The organism is Streptomyces sp. NBC_01233, assembly GCF_035989305.1.
Taxonomy (GTDB): Bacteria; Actinomycetota; Actinomycetes; order Streptomycetales; family Streptomycetaceae; genus Streptomyces.
Map to the genome: position 1 here is coordinate 3,683,815 of NZ_CP108514.1, position 21,350 is coordinate 3,705,164.

Consider the following 21,350-nt stretch of genomic DNA (forward strand, 5'->3'; position numbering starts at 1 on the left):
GTCCGTCGGGGGTCCTCTCTCCCCTCGGCCGGTCGCAAGGACCGCCCGACCCGCCATCAGCAGCGACGCCTGACACTGACCACGAATCTACACCGATCGGCGGAGTGAGCCCCAGTCAGACGAGGAAGAAGGCGTGTGGTGAGCCAGGCCCTCCGATTGGCGCTTTCGGGGCCTTTCCGACATTTGATCCGCCGTTCACGCACGGGAGAATGCCGGTGGAACGCAGGCGGGGCCGGAGACGGGGCATCCGGGCGATCGTGCTGCTGCTGCCGCTGCCGGCGGCGGGCGGGGTGCCGGTGCTCGGCGGGACGGTCCACTCCGCCGGCGAGGCCGTCGTGGAGCCGACGGGCCTCGTCGTCGCGGGCGGCCTCCGGGTCGTCGGCGCCTTCGTGTTCCCGGCCGAGGGCGTGCCGGGGATCGTGGCGCTCGTGGTGCGCCGCAGGGAGCCGGCGCCGGCGCAGTCTGCGTGGGGTGCCCCCGTACCCGGCGCCTCGGACCGAGGGCCGGCACCCGCCGGGCCGGGTGGCGCGAAGGCCCCCGCGGGCCGGTGCTCGCGGGGGCCTTCGCGCGTCCGTGGCTACTTGGCGGCTTCGGGACGGTAGATGTCCGGCTCCAGGTAGATCACGCGGGCGATCGGGACCGCCTCGCGGATGCGGGCCTCCGCGGCGTTGATCGCGTCCGCCACCTCGGTCGCGGTGTCGTGGCCCTCGACGGCGATCTTGGCGGCGACCAGCAGCTCCTCCGGGCCGAGGTGCAGGGTCCGCATGTGGATGACGCGGGTGACGACGTCCCCGTCGACGAGCGCGGTCTTGATCTTCTCGATCTCTTCGACGCCGGCGGCCTCGCCGAGCAGCAGGGACTTGGTCTCCGCGGCCAGGACGATCGCGATCACGATGAGCAGGACGCCGATGCACAGGGTGCCGATGCCGTCCCAGACGCCGTTGCCGGTCAGCAGGGCGAGGCCGACGCCGCCGAGGGCCAGGACCAGGCCGACGAGCGCGCCGAGGTCTTCAAGGAGGACGACGGGCAGCTCGGGGGCCTTGGCCCGCCGGACGAACTGGGTCCAGGTCTGCTTGCCCCGGATCTCGTTCGACTCCTTGATCGCGGTGCGGAAGGAGAAGGACTCGGCGATGATCGCGAAGACGAGCACGCCGACCGGCCAGTACCAGGCCTCGATCGGGTGCGGGTGGTTGATCTTCTCGATGCCCTCGTAGATGGCGAACATGCCACCGACGGTGAAGAGCACGATGGAGACGAGGAAGGCGTAGATGTAGCGCTCTCGCCCGTACCCGAAGGGGTGTTGCGGGGTTGCCTCGCGCTTGGCCTTCTTTCCGCCGAGGAGCAGCAGCCCCTGGTTCCCGGAGTCCGCCAGCGAGTGGACGCTTTCCGCGAGCATCGACGAGGAGCCGCTGAAGAGGAATGCCACGAATTTGGCTACAGCGATGGCGAGGTTGGCGGCGAGTGCCGCCACGATCGCCCTGGTACCGCCCGACGCGCTCATGGGTGCAGGATGTCCTTCCTAGCCACTGACTACCAGCCGCACATTGTTGCAGCCGCCGGGAGGGACGCGGCGTCAGACCACCACGGTGGCACGGAAGACCGTCCCGCTTCCAGACAGTTCGACCTTTTCGCCCGCCGGTACGAAAACCGATTCGCCGGGCGTCAGCGGCAGTTCGCCGACCATCGCGGAACCGGCCGTGCAGAGCAGGATCTGCGGGGCGTCCAGCGACAGCACGCGGGAGACGCCGCCGGGCGCGAGGAGGAAGCGGGAGAGCCGGAACTCGTCGATCGGGCTCTCGTAGACCTCCTCGCCACCGTCGCCTTCGGGGCGCAGGACGTTCGGGTCGCCCGGCTCGAACTTCGCGATCTTCAGCAGTTCGGGCACGTCCACGTGTTTGGGGGTGAGTCCGGCGCGCAGCACGTTGTCGGAGTTGGCCAGCAGCTCGACGCCGAGGCCGTCGATGTAGGCGTGCGGGACGCCGGCGCCGAGGAACATCGCCTCGCCGGGCTGGAGTCGGACGTGGTTGAGCAGCATGGCCGCGATGACTCCCGGGTCGCCCGGGAAGTGGTGGGCCAGGGTGGAGTACGGGGCGTACGGGCCGCCGAGGCGCTCGACGGCGGTCGCGGTCTCGTGGACGGTGTGGGCCATCTCGGCGCGGTCCGCGGTTAGTACGGCGGTGAGCATCTCGCGCAGGGCCGCCTCTTCGGGGTGCGCGTGCAGCAGGTCGACGTACGGCTTGAGGCTGTCCACGTCCAGGCCCGCGAGGAGTTCGGCGGCCTCCAGCGGCGGGCGGAAGCCGCACAGCCCGTCGAACGCGGTGAGCGCGCAGATCATCTCGGGCTTGTGGTTGGGGTCCTTGTAGTTGCGGTGGCCCGCGTCGATCGGGACCCCGCGGCGCTCCTCGTCCTCGAAGCCCGCCTTCGCCTGGGCCAGATCGGGGTGGACCTGGAGGGAGAGCGGCGCGCCTGCGGCGAGGATCTTGAGGAGGAAGGGCAGCCGGGGGCCGAACTTGGCGACGGTGGCCGCTCCGAGCTCACCCTCGGGGTCGGCCGCGATGACGTCCGAGAGGGCCACCTCGCCGGCGCCGCGGTCGAGGCGGGAGGGGGCGCCGGGGTGGGCGCCCATCCACAGCTCGGCCTGGGGCTCCCCGGTGGGTTCGACACCGAGGAGCGTGGGGAGGGCCGTGGTCGATCCCCAGGCGTAGGGGCGGATCGTGTTCGTCAGGCGGTCCATCGTCGTCTTCCTGGATAGAGCCGGGGCGTGTGCGTGTACCTCAGCCGTGTCCCCCGGAAGCCAACGCCAGGTAGGCGGTGGCGAAATCCGTGACGGCGAGGAGTTCGGCGAGCTGCTCCAGCTCGACGCCCTCCTCCGGTTCGAGCTCGCTGATGGCCGTGTCGTGGCTGAGGGCGAGCTCGCGTGCGGCGGGGGCGGCGGTGAGGCCGCCGGCCGGCCGGTCACGCAGCAGGACGATGCGGGCACGCAGGGCCTGGGGCTCTTCGACCCGGTCACGGAAGAAGTCTTCGGGGTCGGCGCCGGCGGCGAAGGCCCCGGCGAGCAGGATGCCGTGGGCGGGCAGCGCCTCGGGGAGCACGGCCGACAGTGCGGGGCGGCCGGCGAGCTCGGCGAGGGTGGCGGCGAAGCGGCGGCCCGCGGGGGCGGCGCCGGTGCCCTCGCTCCAGATGAGCGGGAGGGAGTCGGCGAGCTCGGCGGCGAGGGTCTTGGCCGGGTTGGAGTAGGTGGCGATGGCGGGCCCGCAGCGTTCGGCGGTGCGGTCGAGCCGGTCGGCGACGAGCTGCAGGGTGTCGGGGGCCGCGGTGATCAGGCCGACTTTGTCGAGGAGCAGCAGCAGGGGCGTGAGCAGCGCCCACAGGGCGCCCGGGCCGGCGGCCGCGGATTCGTCGTACTCCTGGTACGGGGCCTTGGCCATCGGTACGAGGAGCCCGTGCGCGCCGTCCACGGCCTCGCTCAGCGGTGAGCGCTCCGGGGCGACGGCGACGACGGTGCAGCCGCGCCGGTACGCCTGCTCGGCGAGGACGGCCAGGCCGGGCTCGGTGCCGTCGGTGGTGGCGATGAGCAGCAGGTCGACCGAGCCGGCCCAGCCGGGCAGGGCCCAGCGCAGTGCGCCGGCGGCGTGCGCGACGCCGGTGGGGTCCAGCCGGATCACGGGCGCGGACGCGCCGGCGAGGGCGCCCAGCAGGTCGGCGACGCCGGTGGCGGCGGTGCCGGGCCCGGCGATCAGGACGGCGCGCGGGCGGCCGTCGGGGCGCAGGTCGGCGAGGCCCGCCTCGTTCGCGTGCCGGGCCGCGGTGCGGACTCTCGCCCCGGCCTCGGCCGCGCCGCGGAGCAGGCCCCGGCGGTCGACGCGGGCGAGATCGTCCGGTGCGTCGAGGAGCGACTCGTCGAGCATGGCGGCCTCCGGCGGTGTTGACGGATCCAGGGTTGCGGAATCGGTCTCAGCGTCTGCGCGTTCGCGGCGCGGGCGGTGCGCTGGTGCGGTGGATCAGGCGGGGCGGCGGGCCTCGTCGACCAGGAGCACCGGGATGCCGTCACGGACCGGATACGCGAGGCCGCAGTCCTGGCCGGTGCAGATCAGCTCGGGGGCCGTCTCGTCGGCCGACTTGTCCTCGAGGGGCGCGTGGCAGGCGGGGCAGGCGAGGATCTGCAGGAGGCCGGCTTCGAGCGGCATGGGGCGGTTCCCTTCGGGCATGCGGATGGTTCTGGGGTGGGGCGAGGTCAGCGTACCGCCGAGTCACCTCCGGTGCGGGCTGGAGTGTCCTCGTTGGTGCCCGCCGTGGGGACCCCGGCTCCGCCGGGCACCGGGCTCCGCCCGGACCCGCGCCTCAACCGCCGGCGGGGCTGGATTGGGCGGCCGGCGCTGAAACGCGACGGGCGCGAGGGCTGGATGTGACGGCGGAAGGCCGGGAGAGCCGGGCCGGCGCCGGCCCGCCCGAACTGCGCGGAGCGCGGTCCGGGCCGGGGCCGGAATGCGGTCAGGCGCGGATGAGGGCCAGGACCTCGTCGCGGACCTTCGCGAGGGTGGCCGCGTCACGGGCCTCCACATTCAGGCGCAGCAGGGGCTCGGTGTTGGAGGCGCGGACGTTGAACCACCAGTCCTCGCCCGTCGCCGTCAGACCGTCGAGCTCGTCCACCGTCACATCGTCACGGCCGCCGTAGGCGGCCTTCACCGCCGCCAGACGGGCCGCCTGGTCCGCGACCGTCGAGTTGATCTCACCCGAACCCGCATACCGGTCATACGAAGCCACCAGGGCCGACAGCGGACCGTCCTGACCACCCAGGGCCGCCAGCACGTGGAGCGCGGCGAGCATGCCGGTGTCCGCGTTCCAGAAGTCCTTGAAGTAGTAGTGCGCCGAATGCTCACCACCGAAGATCGCACCCGTCCTCGCCATCTCCTCCTTGATGAAGGAGTGCCCGACACGGGTACGGACCGGGGTGCCGCCGTTCTCCCGCACCACCTCCGGCACCGACCAGGAGGTGATCAGATTGTGGATCACAGTGCCCGACCCGCCGTTGCGGGCCAGCTCACGCGCGGCCACCAGAGCGGTGATCGCGGACGGGGACACACCCTCGCCCCGCTCGTCCACGATGAAGCAGCGGTCCGCGTCACCGTCGAACGCGATGCCCAGATCCGCACCCTCCGCCAGCACACGCGCCTGCAGATCCACGATGTTCTTCGGATCCAGCGGATTGGCCTCGTGGTTGGGGAACGTGCCGTCCAACTCGAAGTACATCGGGACCAGATCCAGCGGCAGACCCTCGAACACCGTCGGAACCGTGTGGCCGCCCATGCCGTTGCCCGCGTCCACGACCACCTTCAGCGGACGGATCCCCGTCAGGTCCACCAGACCCCGCAGGTGCGCGGAGTAGCCCGGAAGACTGTCCCGCTCCGTCACCGTGCCCGCAACCGTGCCGGCCGCGACCGCGGGAGCGCCCGCCTGCGACCACTTCTCCACCAGCTCACGGATCTGGGACAGGCCCGTGTCCTGACCCACCGGCGCCGCACCCGCCCGGCACAGCTTGATCCCGTTGTACTTCGCCGGATTGTGCGAAGCCGTGAACATCGCACCCGGAAGATCCAACGAACCCGACGCGTAATACAGCTGGTCCGTCGAGCACAGACCGATCAACGTCACATCCACACCACGCACGGCCGCACCCCGCGCGAACGCCGCCGACAAACCCGGCGACGACGGACGCATGTCATGACCGATCACGATCGCCGAAGCCCCCGTCACCTCCACGAACGCGGCACCGAACAGCTCCGCCAACGACTCGTCCCACTCGTCCGGCACGACACCACGCACGTCATACGCCTTGACGATGTTCGAAAGATCTGCGGCCACTGCCTGCCCTCCTGAGGTTCTGTGCGGTTCAGCAAAACCTACCTTGAACCAGGAGCTCCGTTTCAGACGATCGGAGCGTCAGGAATCGGGCGATCTCAGGACGCGCAGGTGTCCACGACGGGTCTCGCCGGTGACCGGGCCGCCCTGGCCGGAGCCGCCGGCCCCGGCCGCGCGGCCGGGCGGGCGGGCGGCTTCGCGGACCGCGTTGGCGAGGGCTTCGAGGTCGTCGCCGCTGGGGCGGGACGGACCGGAGCCGTCGGACAGGCGGACGACGTCCCAGCCGCGCGGGGCGGTCAGGCGCTCCGAGTGCTCGGCACACAGGTCGTAGCAGTGGGGTTCGGCGTAGGTGGCGAGCGGGCCGAGAACTGCGGTCGAATCGGCGTAGACGTACGTCAGTGTCGCGACGGCAGGGCGGCCGCACGCGGTGCGCGAACAGCGACGTACAAGGCTCACGACGTTGGACGGTACCGCACTCTTGACCGGGCCGCGACGACTCCACCGCCGCGCACTCCCCCGTGTCGTGCTCGGAGCTACCCTGCGGGGGTGATGGACACCCCTCTGCCTCCCTGCCCCGGCGAGCCCCCCGCAGGGGCCCCCACCGAGCCGCGTCCGCGCCGGCGGGACCGGCACGGACGCGGGATGCGCGGGCCGGTGGCCCCTCCTCAAGTGCCGCTGTCGGCGAGCCGGTCGGAGATGTTCGGGGACCTCGTACGGGATTCCGTGGAGCGGCTGGAGCGGCGCTGGCCGCAGCTGGCCGAGGTGGAGTTCCTGGTCGGTGACGTCCCGGGGCCGCCCGGCGGTGCGGACGGCGGCTGGAACGACGAGGCGGTGCCGCTGGGCGCGGTGTCGGAGTCCCGCGAGGGGCGGCCGGCCCGGGTCGTGGTCTTCCGGCGGCCGGTGGAGATCCGCACCAAGACGCGGGACGAGAAGGCGATGCTGGTCCACGAGATCGTGGTGGAGCAGGTGGCGGAACTGCTCGGGCTGTCGCCCGAGACCGTGGATCCGCGCTACGGGCAGGACTGACCTGAGGAGGGCGGGGGACCGGGAGGCCCCCCGCCTCGTCGCCCGGCGGAGCCGGGTTACCTGGTCAGGACCGAGAGGTCCTGGGCGGCCCGGGGGACGGCGACCGTGGAGTGGTCGTCCGACAGGGGCTGGACGGTGAACATCGCGATGCCCTCGTCCGGGAGGGACAGGGTGCGGGCCGCGTGGACCGGGCCGCCCGAGAGGGTCTCGACGGTGAGCGCGTAGGAGCCCTTGCCGCCGGCCGGGGCCAGGGACAGCGTCTGCGTGGTGCCCGCCTTGACCGTGACCTCCTGGGAGGCCGGCTCGCCGCCGCCGGTGCCCGGCGAGGCCGTCACCTTGACCTTCGCGTCCGCTCCCGGGGCGGTCAGCGACAGCACGGTCGCGTTCTCGTCGGGCCGGTTGTCGGCCACGGTCGCCCGTGTGCCGACCGGCCCGGCGGCCGGGACGAAGCCGAGTTCCTGCTTGGCGCCGCTGCCGCGGACCACCCGTACCGCCGCGACGACCGGGGCGGCCTTCTTGGCGTCGGCCGGGCCCAGCAGCAGCGAACCGGGCTCGCCGCGGGTGACGTCCTTGAGGTCCACGACGGCGGTCATACCGGCCTTGACGTGCAGCTGTTCGCTGCCCGCCGGGCTGATCGCGCCGCCCGGTGCGGCCAGGCGCACCTTCAGGTCCGCGTCCTCCTCGCCCGGCACGAAGGCGACGAGCCGTACGGAGGCGGCGTCCGCCGGGATGCCCGGCAGCACCAGCGAGCCCGCCGGGTCGGTGGAGGCCGGCAGCCAGTCGGCGCCCACGCCCTCCTCGGCGACCTGCACCGAGGCGCCCACCCGGCCCGCGCGGGTCGTCACGTGGGCGATGGCGTCGGCGAGCTGGACTCCCGGGACGAGGGAGGAGAGCAGGACCGTCTTGGTGGACTTGGGGTCGACCCGGATGTTCTCGCTGGCGCCGCCCTCGGGCTTGGCCAGTCCGTCCGGACCGAAGAGCTTGATGTCGACGATGGCGGCGGCGTCGTCGGGGTTGGTGAGGTGGACGTAGTCCTCGCGGCCCTTGGCCGTGCTCACCGCGGGGAACCAGAAGTCGGTGCCAGGCGCGGTGCAGCCGACGCCGAGCACGCCGCGGGCCCGGCCGACCGAGACCTTGGTGGTCAGCTGCGCCGTCCAGCCGGGGGCGAGGACCCCGTCGGCGCTGCCGGTGAGGGCGGGTGCGTCGGCTCCGCTGGCGGTGGCCCCGACGGGCTTGCCCGGTTCCTTGGGCTCCAGCACCGGCTTGGCGTCCTTGGTGGCGCCGAGCAGCCGGGCCGAGCCCTTGCCCTCTCCGGCGGGGCCGCCGGGGGTGAAGGCCGTGTACGTGGTCTCCGCGATGTCCGAGGAGCTGGGCCCCGGGCACACCAGCAGGGACCGCTCCACCGGCATCCGGGCCGCGGCCGCCGCCTTGCCGTCGGCCGTCCCGCCGTCGGCGGCGGGGGCGGTGAGGGCGGCGATGCCGGTGAGGGCGGCCAGCGCCGCGGTCACGGCGGCCAGCGTCAGGGGTGCGCGCTGCTTCACTGCTGGGGGCTCCCGTCAGGACGCGGGTCGTGCGGTGCGTGGGGATCGTGCGGTGCGTGGGGGTCGTACTGCTCGTACGGCTCGTACGGGTACTGCTGCGGGTACGGGGCCTCGTAGGCCTGCTGTCCCTGCTGTCCCTGCTGGTCGTACGGTCCTTGCTGGTCGTACGGTCCCTGCTGGTCGTACGCCGCCGGGTACTGCTCGTACGGGAGCGGCTGCTGGGGCTGCGGCTCGTACGCGTAGCCGCCCTGGTCGCCGTAGGCCTGGTAGGCGTACGTCTCCTCCCCGTACACCGGCTGCGCCGGGATCTGCGCGTACGGATCGGCGATCGCGGCGGTCTCCACCGGTACGGGGGCGGGCTCGGCCTCGGCGCGCAGCCGGCGGGCGCGACGGCCCTCGCCGGCCTCGCCCGGGCCGGGCTGGGACGGGATCGCGGCCTCTTCCTCGGGCAGGTCGTCGTCGAGCTGGGCGCGGCGGCCCGGCAGGGCCATCACCAGGAGGACCAGGGCGAGCAGGCCCTGCGCCCAGTACCAGGCGGTCTGCAGGAGCGAGTCCTCGTGGACGAGGTCGAGGCGGCCGCCGGCGGCGGGCAGTTCGAAGCCCTGCGCCCAGCCGTCGAGTTTCTTCGCCTTGAGGGGCTTGCCGTCGAGGATGGCCTGCCAGCCGGCGTCGGCCCGGTCGGCGATGCGCAGCACGCGGCCCGTCTCGCCCTCGGGGATCTTTCCGTGGGCCTCGACGGGTCCGGCGGCGACCGGGATCGGCGCCTCGCCCTGCTTGCCGGAGACGATGACGGCGCGGGGCAGCCAGGGCTCGACGCCCCACAGGGCGGTGCCGTCCTGCTGGTGGCGCCGGCTCAGGCCCGGGGTGGCGTCGAGGACGCGGCGGATCTCTTCGGGGCCACCGGGGCGGAACATGACGAAGCGGATGGCGTAGGCGCTGAGCTGACTGGACTGGTCGGCGCCGGAACCTGCGACCAGGTTGGAGACGACCTTGTCGAGGCGGGGGTCGCCGCCGGTCCGGGCGGTGATCTCGGCGTCGCCGAGGCGGCCGCCGGAGCCGCGGACGAGGCTGTAGGAGACGGTGGCGGGCGGGTCCAGGTCGAGGATCAGGGTGCGGGTCTGGTTGTCGTCGCCGCCCGCGTCGGCGACGAAGGCCGGGACCTGTACCGGGTCGCGGCGCTCCAGCGGGCCGTCGGCGCCGGCGATCATCCAGGTGGCCGCGGCGGCGAGCGGGCCCGCGGCGGCGGCGAGGGCGATGAGTGCGGCCAGCGGCTGGCGCCAGCCGAAGCTGCGGGCGGCGACCCGCTCCTTGGCGCCGTCCGCGCCGAGCGCGGCGGCCGCGAGGAGGGCGAGTCCGTAGACGAGGGTGGCGGGGCCGGCCCAGGCGGTCCGGTTGGCGAGGACGGCGAGGACCAGCGCGGCGAGGGCCGCGGCCCAGGCGGTGCGGACGGCGAACCGGCGGTCGGTGCGCAGCAGGGCGGCCAGGGCGGCGAGGACGATGCCGGCGAACAGCAGGCCGGCGCCGGTTCCGGGGCCGCCGGGGCTGATGCCGAGCAGGTCGAGGGCGCGCGCGGAGCCGGCTCCGAAGGGCAGTCCGGCTTCCTGGAGGAGGCGGCCGGGGTGCGTGAGCAGGCCGATCGACCACGGGGCGAGCACGAGCAGCGGGACGGCGAGGGTGGCGAGCAGCCGGGGGCCGTACGCCTTCCAGTGCGCGCGGCGCAGGACGAGCGCGGCGGTCCCGAGGACGGCGGCGAGCGGCCAGACCACGGGGGTGAAGGCGGTGGTCAGGGTCAGCAGGAGCGTGTACGTCCACACCGCGCGCCAGCTGCCCGGCTTGTCGGCGGTTCCCCCGCCCCCGCCGAGGGCGAAGGCGGCGACGGCGGAGCGGGCGATGAGCGGCAGTACGACGGCGAGGACGGCGGTGCCGAGGCGGCCGCCGGCGAGGGCTCCGGTGGCGGCGGGGAGGAAGGCGTAGGCGATGGCGGCCCAGGCGCGCAGCAGCCGGGACTCGACGAGCGGCCGGGAGGCGAAGTAGGCGGTGAGGCCGGCGAGCGGGACGGAGCCGACGAGCAGCAGCGTCAGGGCGGCTTGTGTGGAGCCGAACAGGAGGGTGGCGAGGACGCCGAGGACGGCCAGGTAGGGGGGCGCGGAGGCGGTGGAGCCGGTGCCGACGGGCTGCCAGCCGTCGGTGTAGGCGCGCCAGAGGTCGAAGCCGCTGTCGGGGGCGGGCAGCAGGGCGCCGCCCATGAGGGAGCCGCCGCCGACGAGGCCGCGGCAGGCGGCGAGGGAGACGAGCAGGAGGAGGCCGAAGAGGACCGGCGCGGGGTTGCGGGCGATCCGCCTGAGGCGGGCGAAGCGTTCCTCGGCCACCGCGTAGTCGCCGTCCTCGCCGGGGGCGGTCAGGATGCTGCCTCCGCCGTGCCGGCCGGCGGGGGCGACGTCGGTGTCGCGGTCACCGCCGAAGTAGCCGGCGAGCTGTTCCGCGTTGGCCCGCAGGGAGGCTCCCGGCGGGGGGAAGAGCGGGCGCAGGTCGGCGGCGGGGACGGCGGGGCGGCGGCGGGCCTTGCGGGCGGCGAGGAGCCGGCCGGGGCGCAGCAGGGTGGCGAGGAGGCCGGTGATCTCGTCGACGGCCTGGCCGGGGGCCTTTCCGATGACGTAGCCGAGGGTGCGCAGGACGGTGCCGAGGAGGACGCGCAGCAGCACGTAGGGCAGGGCGCGGCCGGAGCTGTTGGCAAGGATCGTGTAGACGGCGCCGGCCTTGTCGACCCGGTGCGGGCTGGCCGTGGTGCGGCCGGCGCAGTCGACGGTGCGGCGTTCGCGGGCGGAGGCCTCGGCGTGGCGCAGTACGGCGTCGGGGGCGACGAGGACGGTGTGGCCGGCGCTCTGGGCGCGCCAGCACAGGTCGACGTCGTCGCGCATCAGGGGCAGGCGCCGGTCGAAGCCGCCGAGGTCCTCGTAGACGTCGCGGCGGACCAGCATGCCGGCGGTGGAGACGGACAGGACGGGGCGGACCTGGTCGTGCTGGCCCTGGTCCTGTTCGCGTCTGTCGAGTCCGGTCCAGCGGCGGCCGCTGCGGGCGATGGTGACGCCGGCTTCGAGGAGCTGCTTCTTGTCGTACCAGCCGCGCAGTTTGGGGCCGATGACGGCGGCGTCGGGGTTCTCCTCGGCGACGCGGAGCAGTTCGGTGAGGGCGTCGGGTTCGGGGGCGCTGTCGTCATGCAGGAGCCAGAGCCACTGGACGGGTTCGCCGTGGGGGAGTTCGGGGAGTTCGTACGTGTCGTCGCGCCAGGTGCGGCTGACGGGGTCCCAACCGCTGGGGCGCTTGAGGTACGGGAGGTCCTCGGGGGTCAGGGTGCCCGCGCTCCGGACGGATTCGTCCACGGCCGTACCGAATCCGGTGCGGCGGGCGAGGTGCAGGACCCGGTCGTCGCCGAGGGCCTCGGTGAGCAGCCGCGCGGATTCGTCGGCGCTGCCGGTGTCGGCGGCGATGTGGTTCTGCGCGGGGCGTTCCTGGCCGAGGAGGCCGGCGAGTGTCCGGGGCAGCCAGCGGGCGCCGTCATGGGCGACGAGGACCGCGGTGACGACGTGCCGGGGGAACTCGGGTGTGGCGGGGGCCTGGTGGGAGGCCGCCGACTGGCTGTGCAGGGACATCGCGCTACTGGCCCTCCGGCCTGGGGGTCCCTCCGGACGGGGCCGGGGGGAGGGTCCGGGGGTGGTGTGCCCTCGGAGGCTGCTGGACAGCGCCCCACCCTAACGGCTGGCAACACAACGGTCCGCCTCCTGCGGGGAAGGTGCAGGAGGCGGACCGTTTGCCGTGCTGTGTGTGATGTCTTTCGTTCGTTCGATATGTCGTGCGTGGTGCGGTGGGTGCCGGGCCGGTGGTGCCTCGGCCGTTTCAGACCGCTGCCTTTTTCAGCCGGCGGCGCTCGCGCTCGGACAGACCGCCCCAGATGCCGAATCGCTCGTCGTTGGCGAGGGCGTACTCAAGGCATTCGGAGCGGACTTCGCAGGCGAGGCAGACCTTCTTGGCCTCGCGGGTCGAGCCGCCCTTCTCGGGGAAGAAGGACTCGGGGTCGGTCTGGGCGCACAGAGCGCGCTCCTGCCATCCGAGCTCCTCGTCCGCCTCCTCGACCAGCAGTTCCTGAAACAGCTCGGTCATGTGCGCCCCTCGCTCTGTCTGTGCGTCCCCGTGGTGATGCCGTTACTGATCGCTACGTAACGACACGAGTGAAATTACAAGTGCGCGGCTCCGGAGCAGTCAAGCCGGGATCTGCTATTGGGCCCCTTATTCACTCTGCGGAACCAAGCGTATGCAGAAAGTGTTCATATCGCCAAAAATCGTGACACATGCATCAGGTGTCGCGAGACTCCCGCCTTCACCCGTTATTCACGTGCCATCCACGGGCGGGGTTGCGATCCGGTCGGAGAAGCGGCGCAGATCACATTCCGGTCACGAGATGGCGCGTCTTGGTTTAGGTGCCGGCCGATGGGAGCCCTGGCACAGCGCCACATCCCCTACCGCGAACTGCACAAACCTTTCTCCGTGCACAGTAACCGGATGAGGTGAAACTTTTGCCTCAAACCGGGCATTGGGTTGACAGTCCGACCCTCCACCCGTTCTCCTTGTTTGCATGTCAGCGCCCGCAGCCACCACCCGGACCCCCATTCGTGGGTTCCTGTGCGCTGCCCAGGTTCGCTGTTGCTGTTGCAGCTGTTGATGCCCCCGGAGCCCCGGCTCCCGTGAGCTCCGGCCCGCCCCCACCGCAACCGCCAGCACGACTGACATCCGTCGAGGTAACCCCCACGATGAACAGCACGCACAGCGCCACCCCCACCGCCGCACCCGCCGCACCCGCCTCCTCCGCCGCTCCCGCGCCCGTCGCGGCCGCCGCGCCCGTCGAGAGCGACCTGCAGATCGCCGGCGACATCCTCGCCGTCCAGCACCTCCTCCAGCCCGCCCGCGAACACCCGACCACCGTCGCCGAGTTCGTCGGCCTCGCCCGCTCCATCGCCGAGGACCGCGCCTCCTGGGAGCACCTCGTCCAGTACGACGCCACCACCCGCTGGTACCACCGGCTGCGCACCGGCCCCGGCTACGAGGTCTGGCTGCTCAGCTGGGTCCCCGGCCAGGGCAGCGGCCCGCACGACCACGGCGCCTCCTCCGGCGTCCTGACCGTGCTCGAAGGCGAGCTCACCGAGCACACTTCACGCGGACGGCTCACCCACCGCCCCGGATCCCAGCGCGTCCTCGCCCCCGGCTTCGCGCACGAGGTCGTCAACGACGCCCTCGACGGCGCGGTCAGCCTGCACGTGTACTTCCCCGGCCTGACCGAGATGCCGATGCACAGCTGCTCCCCGGCCGAATCCGAGTCCGTACCCGCCTGACCCGCCCGGCGCCCCGCTGACAGTCCCACCCTCCCCCAGCTACCGCTGGGAGGTGCCCCCACCGACCACCACCCCTCGGCGACAGCCTCCGGCTGACAGACTGTCCGCATGCGCATTGTTGTTCTGGCCGGCGGTATAGGCGGCGCCCGGTTCCTTCGCGGACTCAAGTCGGCAGTGCCCGACGCGGACATCACGGTCATCGGCAACACCGGTGACGACATCCACCTGTTCGGGCTCAAGGTGTGCCCGGACCTGGACACGGTGATGTACACCCTCGGCGGTGGCATCAACGAGGACCAGGGCTGGGGCCGCACCGACGAGTCCTTCACCGTCAAGGAGGAGCTCGCGGCGTACGGGGTCGGACCCACCTGGTTCGGCCTCGGCGACCGCGACTTCGCCACCCACATCGTCCGTACGCAGATGCTCGGCGCGGGCTACCCGCTGAGCGCCGTCACCGAGGCCCTCTGCGACCGCTGGCAGCCCGGGGTGCGGCTGCTGCCCATGTCCGACGACCGGGTCGAGACCCACGTCGCGATCACCGAGGCCGGGACGGGAGAGCGGCGGGTCGTCCACTTCCAGGAGTACTGGGTCCGGCTGCGCGCCGCGGTGGACGCGGAGGCCGTCGTACCCGTCGGCGCCGAACAGGCCAAGCCCGCGCCCGGCGTACTGGAGGCCATCGCCGCCGCCGACGTGATCCTCTTCCCGCCGTCGAACCCCGTGGTCTCGGTCGGGACGATCCTCTCCGTGCCCGGCATCCGGGAAGCGGTGGCCGCCGCCGGGGCGCCCGTGATCGGCCTCTCCCCCATCGTCGGGGGCGCGCCCGTGCGCGGGATGGCCGACAAGGTGCTGGCCGCGGTCGGCGTCGAGGCCACGGCCGCGGCCGTGGCCCTGCACTACGGGACGGGCCTGCTCGACGGCTGGCTGGTGGACACCGCCGACGCGGACGCCGTCGCCGAGGTGGAGGCCGCCGGGATCACCTGCCGCGCGGTGCCGCTGATGATGACCGACCTGGAGGCCACCGCCGAGATGGCCCGGGCCGCGCTGGAACTGGCGGAGGCCTCCCGGTGACGGAGCCGACCCCGGGGCACGCTCCCTCGTACGAGGTGCGGGCCGTCGGCGGGATGCCGGAGGTCACGCCAGGAGACGACCTGGCGAAGCTGATCACGACGGCCGCGCCCGACCTGCGCGACGGGGACGTCCTGCTCGTCACCTCGAAGATCGTCTCCAAGGCCGAGGGCCGGATCGTGGAGGCGGACTCGCGCGAGGAGGCCATAGACGCCGAGACCGTACGGGTGGTCGCGCGCCGGGGCCCCCTGCGCATCGTCGAGAACCGGCAGGGCCTGGTGATGGCCGCCGCCGGGGTGGACGCCTCCAACACCACTCCCGGCACCGTGCTGCTGCTGCCCGTGGACCCCGACGCCTCGGCCGCCGCGATCCGCGCGGGGGTGCGCGACATCCTCTCCGTGGACGTGGGCGTGGTCGTCACCGACACCTTCGGGCGGCCGTGGCGCACCGGGCTCACCGACGTGGCCATCGGCTCGGCCGGGGTACGGGTCCTGGACGACCTGCGCGGGGGCAGGGACGCGCACGGCAATCCGCTCGGCGCGACGGTGGTGGCGACCGCGGACGAACTGGCCGCCGCCGGCGACCTGGTCAAGGGCAAGGCGGCCGGGCTGCCCGTGGCCGTGGTGCGCGGCCTGGCCCACGTCCTCGGCGAGGGCGCCTCGGCGCGGGACCTGGTGCGCACCCCCGCCGACGACATGTTCCGGCTGGGCACCTCGGAGGCGGTACGGGAAGCCGTCACGCAGCGCCGTACCGTACGGGCCTTCACGGCGGAGCCGGTGGACCCGGGCGCGGTGCGGCGGGCGGTGGCTGCGGCCGTGACGGCCCCGGCCCCGCACCACACGACGCCGTGGAGGTTCGTACTGCTGGAGTCCGAGGCCTCGCGGACGGAGCTGCTCGACGCGATGCGGGACGCGTGGATCGCGGACCTGCGGGCGGACGGCAAGTCCGAGGAGTCCGTGGCCAAGCGGGTGCGGCGCGGGGACGTGCTGCGCAACGCCCCCTACCTGGTCGTGCCGTGCCTGGTGACCGACGGCGCGCACCACTACGGACACGCGCGGCGGGACGCGGCCGAGCGGGAGATGTTCGTGGTCGCCATGGGCGCGGGCGTTCAGAACCTGCTGGTCGCACTCGCCGGGGAGCGGCTGGGCTCGGCGTGGGTGTCCTCGACGATGTTCTGCCGGGACGTGGTGCGGGAGGTGCTGGGGCTGCCGCAGGACTGGGACCCGATGGGCGCGGTGGCGGTGGGTCACCCGGCCGCCGCGCCGGCCGGGCGGGCGGTCCGGTCGGCGGAGGACTTCATCCGGGTGCGGTGAACCCCGGGGTCAGAGCCGGCCGATGTCGCCGCGCGGCATGCGGGGCGTGCGGCGGGGCGGGGCGTGGCCCGCGAGGAGGATGAGCCGGGCGGCGCGGTGGCGCTGCCCGGCGTACGGGGCGAGGAGCTCCAGCATGGCGGCGTCGTCGGTGTCGCGGTCCCCGACGAGGGCGTAGCCGATGATGCCGGGGAGGTGCAGGTCGCCGGTGGTGACGGCGTCGGGGTCGCCGTTGCTGCGCTGGAGGGTTTCGGCGGAGGTCCACGGGCCGATGCCGGGGACGGCCTCCAGCCGTCGCACAGCCTCGGCCGGGCCCATGGCGGCGGCCTCCTCCAGGCGGTTCGCCACGCGGGCGGCCCGGACGATGGTGGCGGAGCGCTTCGCGTCGACCCCGGCCTTGTGCCAGTCCCAGGACGGGATCATGGCCCAGGTGCGGGCGTCGGGCACGACGTACAGGTCCTGCGGCCCGGGCGCGGGCTCGCCGTACTGCCGGACGAGGCGGCGCCAGGATCGGTAGGCCTCGTCGGCGGTGACCTTCTGCTCCAGGACCGTGGGGACCAGGGACTCCAGGACCATGCCGGTGCGGGTGAGGCGCAGGCCGGGGCGGCGGCGGTGGCTGGCGTGCACGAGGCGGTGGCGGGGGACGAAGGCGGCCGGGTCGTCGCCGGCGCCGAGGAGCACGGGGAGCTGTTCGAGGAACCAGTCAGCGCCTGGGCCCCAGGCTTCGGCGTGCACCTGCTCGCCCGCGCGGGCCACGCGGAGGGTGGCCGGGCCCTGCGGGGTGCGGGCGGTGCGCCAGACCGAGCCGTCGGGGGTGGTGCGGAAGGTGGGGTCGGCGGGGCCGCGTCTGAGGGGGCCGAGGGTGAGGCCGAGGTCGAGGGGACCTTCGGGGGTCCACAGGCGTTCCTTGGCGCCGGCGCCGGCGGTGGTTCCCCGGCCCGGGGGGACGTCGGTGCGGCCGCCGCGCACTGCGGTACGGGTGAGGGGATCGAAACGGTCGGCCATGCGTCGAGCGTAGCCCTGCCGCCCACCCTCCCGGGGCCCCGCCCCGAACCCCGCCGGGCTCCGCCCGGACCCGCGCCTCGATCGCCGGCGAGGCTGAAATACAGCCCCGCCGGCGTTTGAGGCGCGGGGGTCCGGGGGCCGAGGTCCGGGGGCCGAGGTCCGGGGGCCGAGGTCCGGGGGCCGAGGTCCGGGGGCCGAGGTCCGGGGGCCGGGCCGTCTGATGGAAACTGCGGACCGCCGGAGGCTAGGGGCGGCCTTGGAGTTTTGCCGAGTTCGTGCGCGTCGTCGGGAGTTTGCCGTACAGCCTCTTGCCCGGGCATTCCGTTGCGAAGCCGTCGCGGTGGCCCGAGATGACGTTCATCGACACCTTCCTGCCCTTGGGGTAGCGGTTGCCGCCGCCCGACGTCAGGGTCGTCTTCGCGCGCGGGTCACGGCCGAAGAGGCCGAGCTTCCAGGCCGTGAGGCGGGCGACCGCGTCGACCGCCACCGCCGGGGGTGCCGCGGACGCGTAGCTGCCGAGCACCACGACGCCCATGCTGTTCGTGTTGAAGCCCATGGTGTGGGCGCCGAGCACCGCCTTGGAGACGCCGCCCGCGCGGCCCTCGTAGACCGTGCCGCACTTGTCGACGGCGAAGTTGTAGCCGAGGTCGCGCCAGCCGCTGCTGATCACGTGGTAGCGGTACAGGCTGCGCAGCACCGCCGGGGCGTCCTTGCAGGCGTAGTTGTTGCCGGAGGCGCTGTGGTGGACGAAGGCCGCCTTCACCGTGCTGGTGTAGACGAAGGCCTTCTCGCGCAGGGACTCGTCCGCGCCCCACCCCTTGCGGGTGACGATCCGCGGGCGCGGGCCGATGAACGGGGCGGCCGCCGCGGTCAGTTCGCCGTCGCTCGCGTAGACCGCGTCGGCGGTGGAGTCGGCCTTGTCCAGCTCGGTGATCTCGTCGGCGCCGAGCGCGGCGTGCGGCACGTTCGCCGCGGAGGACTCGGCCATCTCCATCGTCATGCCGGGGGCCGCCACCTCGCCCTTGTCGTCGCCGACGGGGCCGCCGTTCTTGCCGTCCGCGGCCCTGACGGGCACTTCCGCGCCGGGGTCGACGAGTTCGATCCGCAGGCCCGAGGGCAGCCGGGATCCCGGGCTGGTGGCCGGTGCGTCGCCGGGTTCCGCCTGGACGCGGACCTCGACGGCGTCGGACTCGCCGACCCACAGCGGGGCGGTGGCGCCGCGGACGCGGCCGGACGCGCGTTCCGCCGCGCCGGGGTCGGCCGCGTGCTCGCTGTTGTGGATCTCGACGTCCTGCCAGTCGGACCAGGTGGCGGTCCGGGCGGAGCGGGTACGGACCTGGACCCGGCCGTGGAGTTCGGTACCGGCGTCGTCCCAGACGACGCCGACCAGCGAGAACGTCTTGACCTCGCGGGCGGCCAGGCCCTGCGTCTCGGGTCCGCGGGGCGAGGCGCTCATGCCGGGGACGCCGGGGGTGCGGTCCGCCGCGGGTCCCAGGGGGGCGAGCGGCAGCGACTGGGTGGACCCGCCTGGGGTCACGGGAGCGACCGCGCCCGTGGCAGGAGCGGCCAGGGCCTGAGGAGGAAGCGCGAGGGGCAGGGCCAGTGCGGCGGCCGTCGCGACGCCGATCGAGGAAGCAAGGAATCCACGCATGAAAAGGATGGTGAGCACCCGCACGGCCCGGCGCCATCCGAGAACTGACGGTGCGTCCGGTGACGGGCCGTGTACCCCTCCCCCGTACGGTGGAGCCGGCGGCCCCCGTACGGGGGACGGGCCCGCGTACCCTGTGCCGGGTGAACGCCACTGACCGCACCCCTGCCGACCTGCTGCGATCCGCGCTCGCCGCCGATCCGGGCCGTCCGCTCGTCACCTTCTACGACGACGCCACCGGCGAGCGCGTCGAATTGTCCGTCGCGACCTTCGCCAATTGGGTGGCCAAGACCGCCAATCTGCTCCAGGGCGATCTGGGCGCCGAGCCCGGGGACCGGCTCGCACTGCTGCTCCCGGCGCACTGGCAGAGCGCCGTCTGGCTGCTCGCCTGCGCCTCGGTCGGGGTCGTGGCCGAGATCGGCGGCGATCCGGCCGGCGCGGACCTCGTCGTCAGCGGGCCGGACACGCTGGAGCAGGGTCTGGCGTGCGGCGGCGAGCGGGTGGCGCTCGCGCTGCGGCCGCTGGGCGGGCGGTTCCCGCAGGCGCCGCCGGCCGGGTACGCGGACTACGCGGTGGAGGTGCCCGGCCAGGGCGACCGCTTCGCCCCCTTCGTGCCGGTGGACGCCGAGGGCCCCGGGCTGGTCGTCGGAGGCGAGGAGCTCTCGTACGCGGCGCTCACCGCCCGCGCCCGCGAGGACGCGGCGAAGCTCGGCCTCGGAGCGGACTCGCGGGTGCTGACCGGGCGCGGCTACGACACCTGGGACGGGCTCTCGGCCGGGCTCTACGCCGCGCTGGCCGCGGGCGGGTCCGTGGTGCTGTGCCGGAATCTGGACCGGCTGTCGGCGCAAGCGCTGGCCCAGCGGGTCGAGAGCGAGCGCGTCACCCACACCGTCTAGCGGCGTCAAGGGGCCGGCACCGGCGCCCGTCACCCACACTGCTCAACCGGGAGAACGGGCGATTTGTCACCCGGACGGCTCTAGACGCGACCCCGCCCCCAGGCCGCTTCGGCGACCCGGGGGCAGGATCGGCAGTGGCCGCACCCACCCGTACGGCCGGGCCTGAGGTCGTAGCGGCGAGGGGACGGACGCCAGTGACGGGCAGCGCAGGCATACCGGGCGTCACCGATGCGGCCGGGGGCGCCGGACGGCCCCCGCGCAACCGCAGGCGCCGACTGCTGCGCTGGATCGGCCTCGGCCTCGCGCTCCTGGTCCTGGCGGGCGCGGCCACCGGCTGGTGGCTCTACAACAAGCTCGACGGGAACATCACCGAGGACACCTCGGCGACGGCCGAGCTGGGCCGCTACGAGCGCGACCGCCCGGCGCACCTCGCCACCGGCTCCCAGAACATCCTGCTGATCGGCTCGGACTCGCGCTCCGGCAAGGCCAACGCCCCGTACGGGCAGGACGAGGGGACCGAGCGCTCGGACACCACGATCCTGCTGCACCTGCCGCAGGACCGCAGGAGCGCGACCGCGGTGTCGATACCGCGGGACCTGATGACGGAGATCCCGCCCTGCCTGAAGGGGGACGGGAGCCGCACCGGCGAACGGTTCGCCCAGTTCAACTGGGCGTTCCAGTGGGGCGGGGCCGCCTGCACGATCCGCACCGTGGAGAAGCTCACGGCGATCCGGATCGACCACCACATGGTGATCGACTTCGGCGGGTTCAAGAAGATGGTCGACGCCATCGGCGGGGTGGAGGTCTGCCTCAAGGAGCCGGTGGACGACTCCGAGGCCAAGCTGAAGCTGGCCGCCGGGCGGCAGACCCTCCAGGGCGAGCAGGCGCTGGGCTTCGTCCGCGCCCGGTACAGCCTGGGCAACGGGAGTGACACCGAACGGATGGAGCGCCAGCAGCAGTTCCTCGGCTCGCTCGTCAAGAAGGTGAAGAGCAACGGGGTTCTGCTGAATCCGGCGCGGCTGTATCCGCTGCTGGACGCGGCGACCTCCTCGGTGACCACAGACCCGGGGCTGGCCTCACTGCGCGACCTGTACGAACTCGTGCGGGGCATACGGGACGTACCCACCGGGCAGGTGCAGTTCCTGACCGTGCCCCGCCGGCCCTACCCCGCCGACCCGAACCGGGACGAGCTGGCGGAGCCCGACGCGGCACGGCTGTTCGAGCAGCTGCGGACGGACCAGCCGGTGACGGTCGCCCCGCCCGAGCCCGCGACCACTCCCGCTCCCCCGCCCAACCCCTCGCTCCCGCCCGCTCCGGCCTCCACGGACGCGCCCACGGCCGCACCGACCGACGCGCCAGCGGACGGCACCGAACCGGCCACGACCGCCGGGGCGACGGCGGGCGCGACCCCCGGGGGAACCACGACACCCCCCGTTCCCGTCCCCACCTTTACCGGCACCACGGCGGAGAACGCCGACTGCCGGTAAAGCAATCCCAAAAGCCGGTGACCGAACCGAGTGGGATGGGTGGTTCACCCCGTTATAAGGGGAGTGGAATTTGTCACCAGCATGGTTTGCAGCCGAACAGGGCGGATAGGGTGAGCGATCCGGTGCCCG

18 protein-coding genes are annotated in these 21,350 nt (G+C 73.6%); 7 read left to right on the top strand and 11 right to left on the bottom strand.

Going from position 1 to position 21,350, the window contains the following annotated elements:
- Window positions 1-215: 215 nt before the first annotated feature.
- Window positions 216-602, top strand: coding sequence for a hypothetical protein (locus OG332_RS17235; protein ID WP_327414313.1), 387 nt, complete (start codon window positions 216-218; stop codon window positions 600-602).
- Here the strand turns inward: OG332_RS17235 and OG332_RS17240 are convergent.
- From OG332_RS17240 to OG332_RS17265, 6 genes are all read right to left on the bottom strand, one after another.
- Window positions 578-1,501 carry a cation diffusion facilitator family transporter gene (locus OG332_RS17240; protein ID WP_327414314.1) on the bottom strand — a complete coding sequence of 308 codons (924 nt, stop codon included), beginning with the start codon at window positions 1,499-1,501 and terminating at the stop codon, window positions 578-580. The genes OG332_RS17235 and OG332_RS17240 overlap by 25 nt on opposite strands.
- A 72-nt stretch (window positions 1,502-1,573) precedes the next feature.
- Window positions 1,574-2,734, bottom strand: coding sequence for a mannose-6-phosphate isomerase, class I (gene manA, locus OG332_RS17245; protein ID WP_327414315.1), 1,161 nt, complete (start codon window positions 2,732-2,734; stop codon window positions 1,574-1,576).
- A gap of 40 nt (window positions 2,735-2,774) precedes the next feature.
- Window positions 2,775-3,908 (bottom strand): SIS domain-containing protein, encoded by a 1,134-nt coding sequence (locus tag OG332_RS17250; RefSeq protein WP_327414316.1) that lies wholly within the window; start codon window positions 3,906-3,908, stop codon window positions 2,775-2,777.
- Between the two features lie 93 nt (window positions 3,909-4,001).
- Window positions 4,002-4,187, bottom strand: a complete 186-nt coding sequence (locus OG332_RS17255) for a Trm112 family protein (RefSeq protein WP_319733427.1) — start codon at window positions 4,185-4,187, stop codon at window positions 4,002-4,004.
- 304 nt (window positions 4,188-4,491) lie between these two features.
- Window positions 4,492-5,862 carry a phosphomannomutase/phosphoglucomutase gene (locus OG332_RS17260; protein WP_327414317.1) on the bottom strand — a complete coding sequence of 457 codons (1,371 nt, stop codon included), beginning with the start codon at window positions 5,860-5,862 and terminating at the stop codon, window positions 4,492-4,494.
- A gap of 78 nt (window positions 5,863-5,940) precedes the next feature.
- Complete coding sequence (locus tag OG332_RS17265; protein WP_327414318.1) at window positions 5,941-6,315, bottom strand: DUF3499 domain-containing protein; 375 nt, start codon at window positions 6,313-6,315, stop codon at window positions 5,941-5,943.
- Between the two features lie 93 nt (window positions 6,316-6,408).
- Between OG332_RS17265 and OG332_RS17270 the strand changes: the two genes are divergently transcribed.
- Window positions 6,409-6,885 carry a metallopeptidase family protein gene (locus OG332_RS17270; protein ID WP_327419263.1) on the top strand — a complete coding sequence of 159 codons (477 nt, stop codon included), beginning with the start codon at window positions 6,409-6,411 and terminating at the stop codon, window positions 6,883-6,885.
- Window positions 6,886-6,941: 56 nt separating this feature from the next.
- On the opposite strand, the gene OG332_RS17275 is transcribed toward OG332_RS17270, so the two are convergent.
- The 3 genes from OG332_RS17275 to OG332_RS17285 all read right to left on the bottom strand — a co-directional run bounded on the left by OG332_RS17275 (window position 6,942) and on the right by OG332_RS17285 (window position 12,584).
- Window positions 6,942-8,426: a DUF5719 family protein gene (locus OG332_RS17275; RefSeq protein WP_327414319.1), complete on the bottom strand. Its 1,485-nt coding sequence runs from the start codon at window positions 8,424-8,426 to the stop codon at window positions 6,942-6,944.
- The gene (locus OG332_RS17280; protein ID WP_327414320.1) at window positions 8,423-12,076 is read right to left on the bottom strand and encodes a glycosyltransferase family 2 protein; all 3,654 of its coding nucleotides are present in this window, start codon (window positions 12,074-12,076) and stop codon (window positions 8,423-8,425) included. Before OG332_RS17280 ends, OG332_RS17275 begins: the two co-directional genes overlap by 4 nt.
- 244 nt (window positions 12,077-12,320) lie before the next feature.
- A complete protein-coding gene (locus tag OG332_RS17285) occupies window positions 12,321-12,584 on the bottom strand; it encodes a WhiB family transcriptional regulator (protein ID WP_003983763.1) in 264 nt (87 codons plus the stop codon).
- Between the two features lie 647 nt (window positions 12,585-13,231).
- Here OG332_RS17285 and OG332_RS17290 point away from each other — a divergent pair.
- The 3 genes from OG332_RS17290 to OG332_RS17300 all read left to right on the top strand — a co-directional run bounded on the left by OG332_RS17290 (window position 13,232) and on the right by OG332_RS17300 (window position 16,188).
- Window positions 13,232-13,810, top strand: a complete 579-nt coding sequence (locus OG332_RS17290; protein ID WP_327414321.1) for a cysteine dioxygenase — start codon at window positions 13,232-13,234, stop codon at window positions 13,808-13,810.
- Window positions 13,811-13,918: 108 nt separating this feature from the next.
- Window positions 13,919-14,878: a 2-phospho-L-lactate transferase gene (cofD, locus tag OG332_RS17295; RefSeq protein WP_327414322.1), complete on the top strand. Its 960-nt coding sequence runs from the start codon at window positions 13,919-13,921 to the stop codon at window positions 14,876-14,878.
- Window positions 14,875-16,188 carry a coenzyme F420-0:L-glutamate ligase gene (locus OG332_RS17300; protein WP_327414323.1) on the top strand — a complete coding sequence of 438 codons (1,314 nt, stop codon included), beginning with the start codon at window positions 14,875-14,877 and terminating at the stop codon, window positions 16,186-16,188. The genes cofD and OG332_RS17300 overlap by 4 nt, the downstream gene beginning before the upstream one ends.
- Before the next feature lie 9 nt (window positions 16,189-16,197).
- On the opposite strand, the gene OG332_RS17305 is transcribed toward OG332_RS17300, so the two are convergent.
- Together OG332_RS17305 and OG332_RS17310 are read right to left on the bottom strand one after the other, a co-directional pair.
- The gene (locus OG332_RS17305) at window positions 16,198-17,190 is read right to left on the bottom strand and encodes a DNA-3-methyladenine glycosylase family protein (protein WP_327414324.1); all 993 of its coding nucleotides are present in this window, start codon (window positions 17,188-17,190) and stop codon (window positions 16,198-16,200) included.
- Window positions 17,191-17,434: 244 nt separating this feature from the next.
- Entirely contained in the window at window positions 17,435-18,841 is a 1,407-nt protein-coding gene (locus tag OG332_RS17310) for a peptidoglycan recognition protein family protein (protein WP_327414325.1), read from the bottom strand.
- 140 nt (window positions 18,842-18,981) lie between these two features.
- Between OG332_RS17310 and OG332_RS17315 the strand changes: the two genes are divergently transcribed.
- Window positions 18,982-19,734 (top strand): TIGR03089 family protein, encoded by a 753-nt coding sequence (locus OG332_RS17315; protein ID WP_327414326.1) that lies wholly within the window; start codon window positions 18,982-18,984, stop codon window positions 19,732-19,734.
- A gap of 194 nt (window positions 19,735-19,928) precedes the next feature.
- Window positions 19,929-21,221: an LCP family protein gene (locus OG332_RS17320; RefSeq protein WP_327414327.1), complete on the top strand. Its 1,293-nt coding sequence runs from the start codon at window positions 19,929-19,931 to the stop codon at window positions 21,219-21,221.
- The last annotated feature ends 129 nt before the right edge of the window (window positions 21,222-21,350 follow it).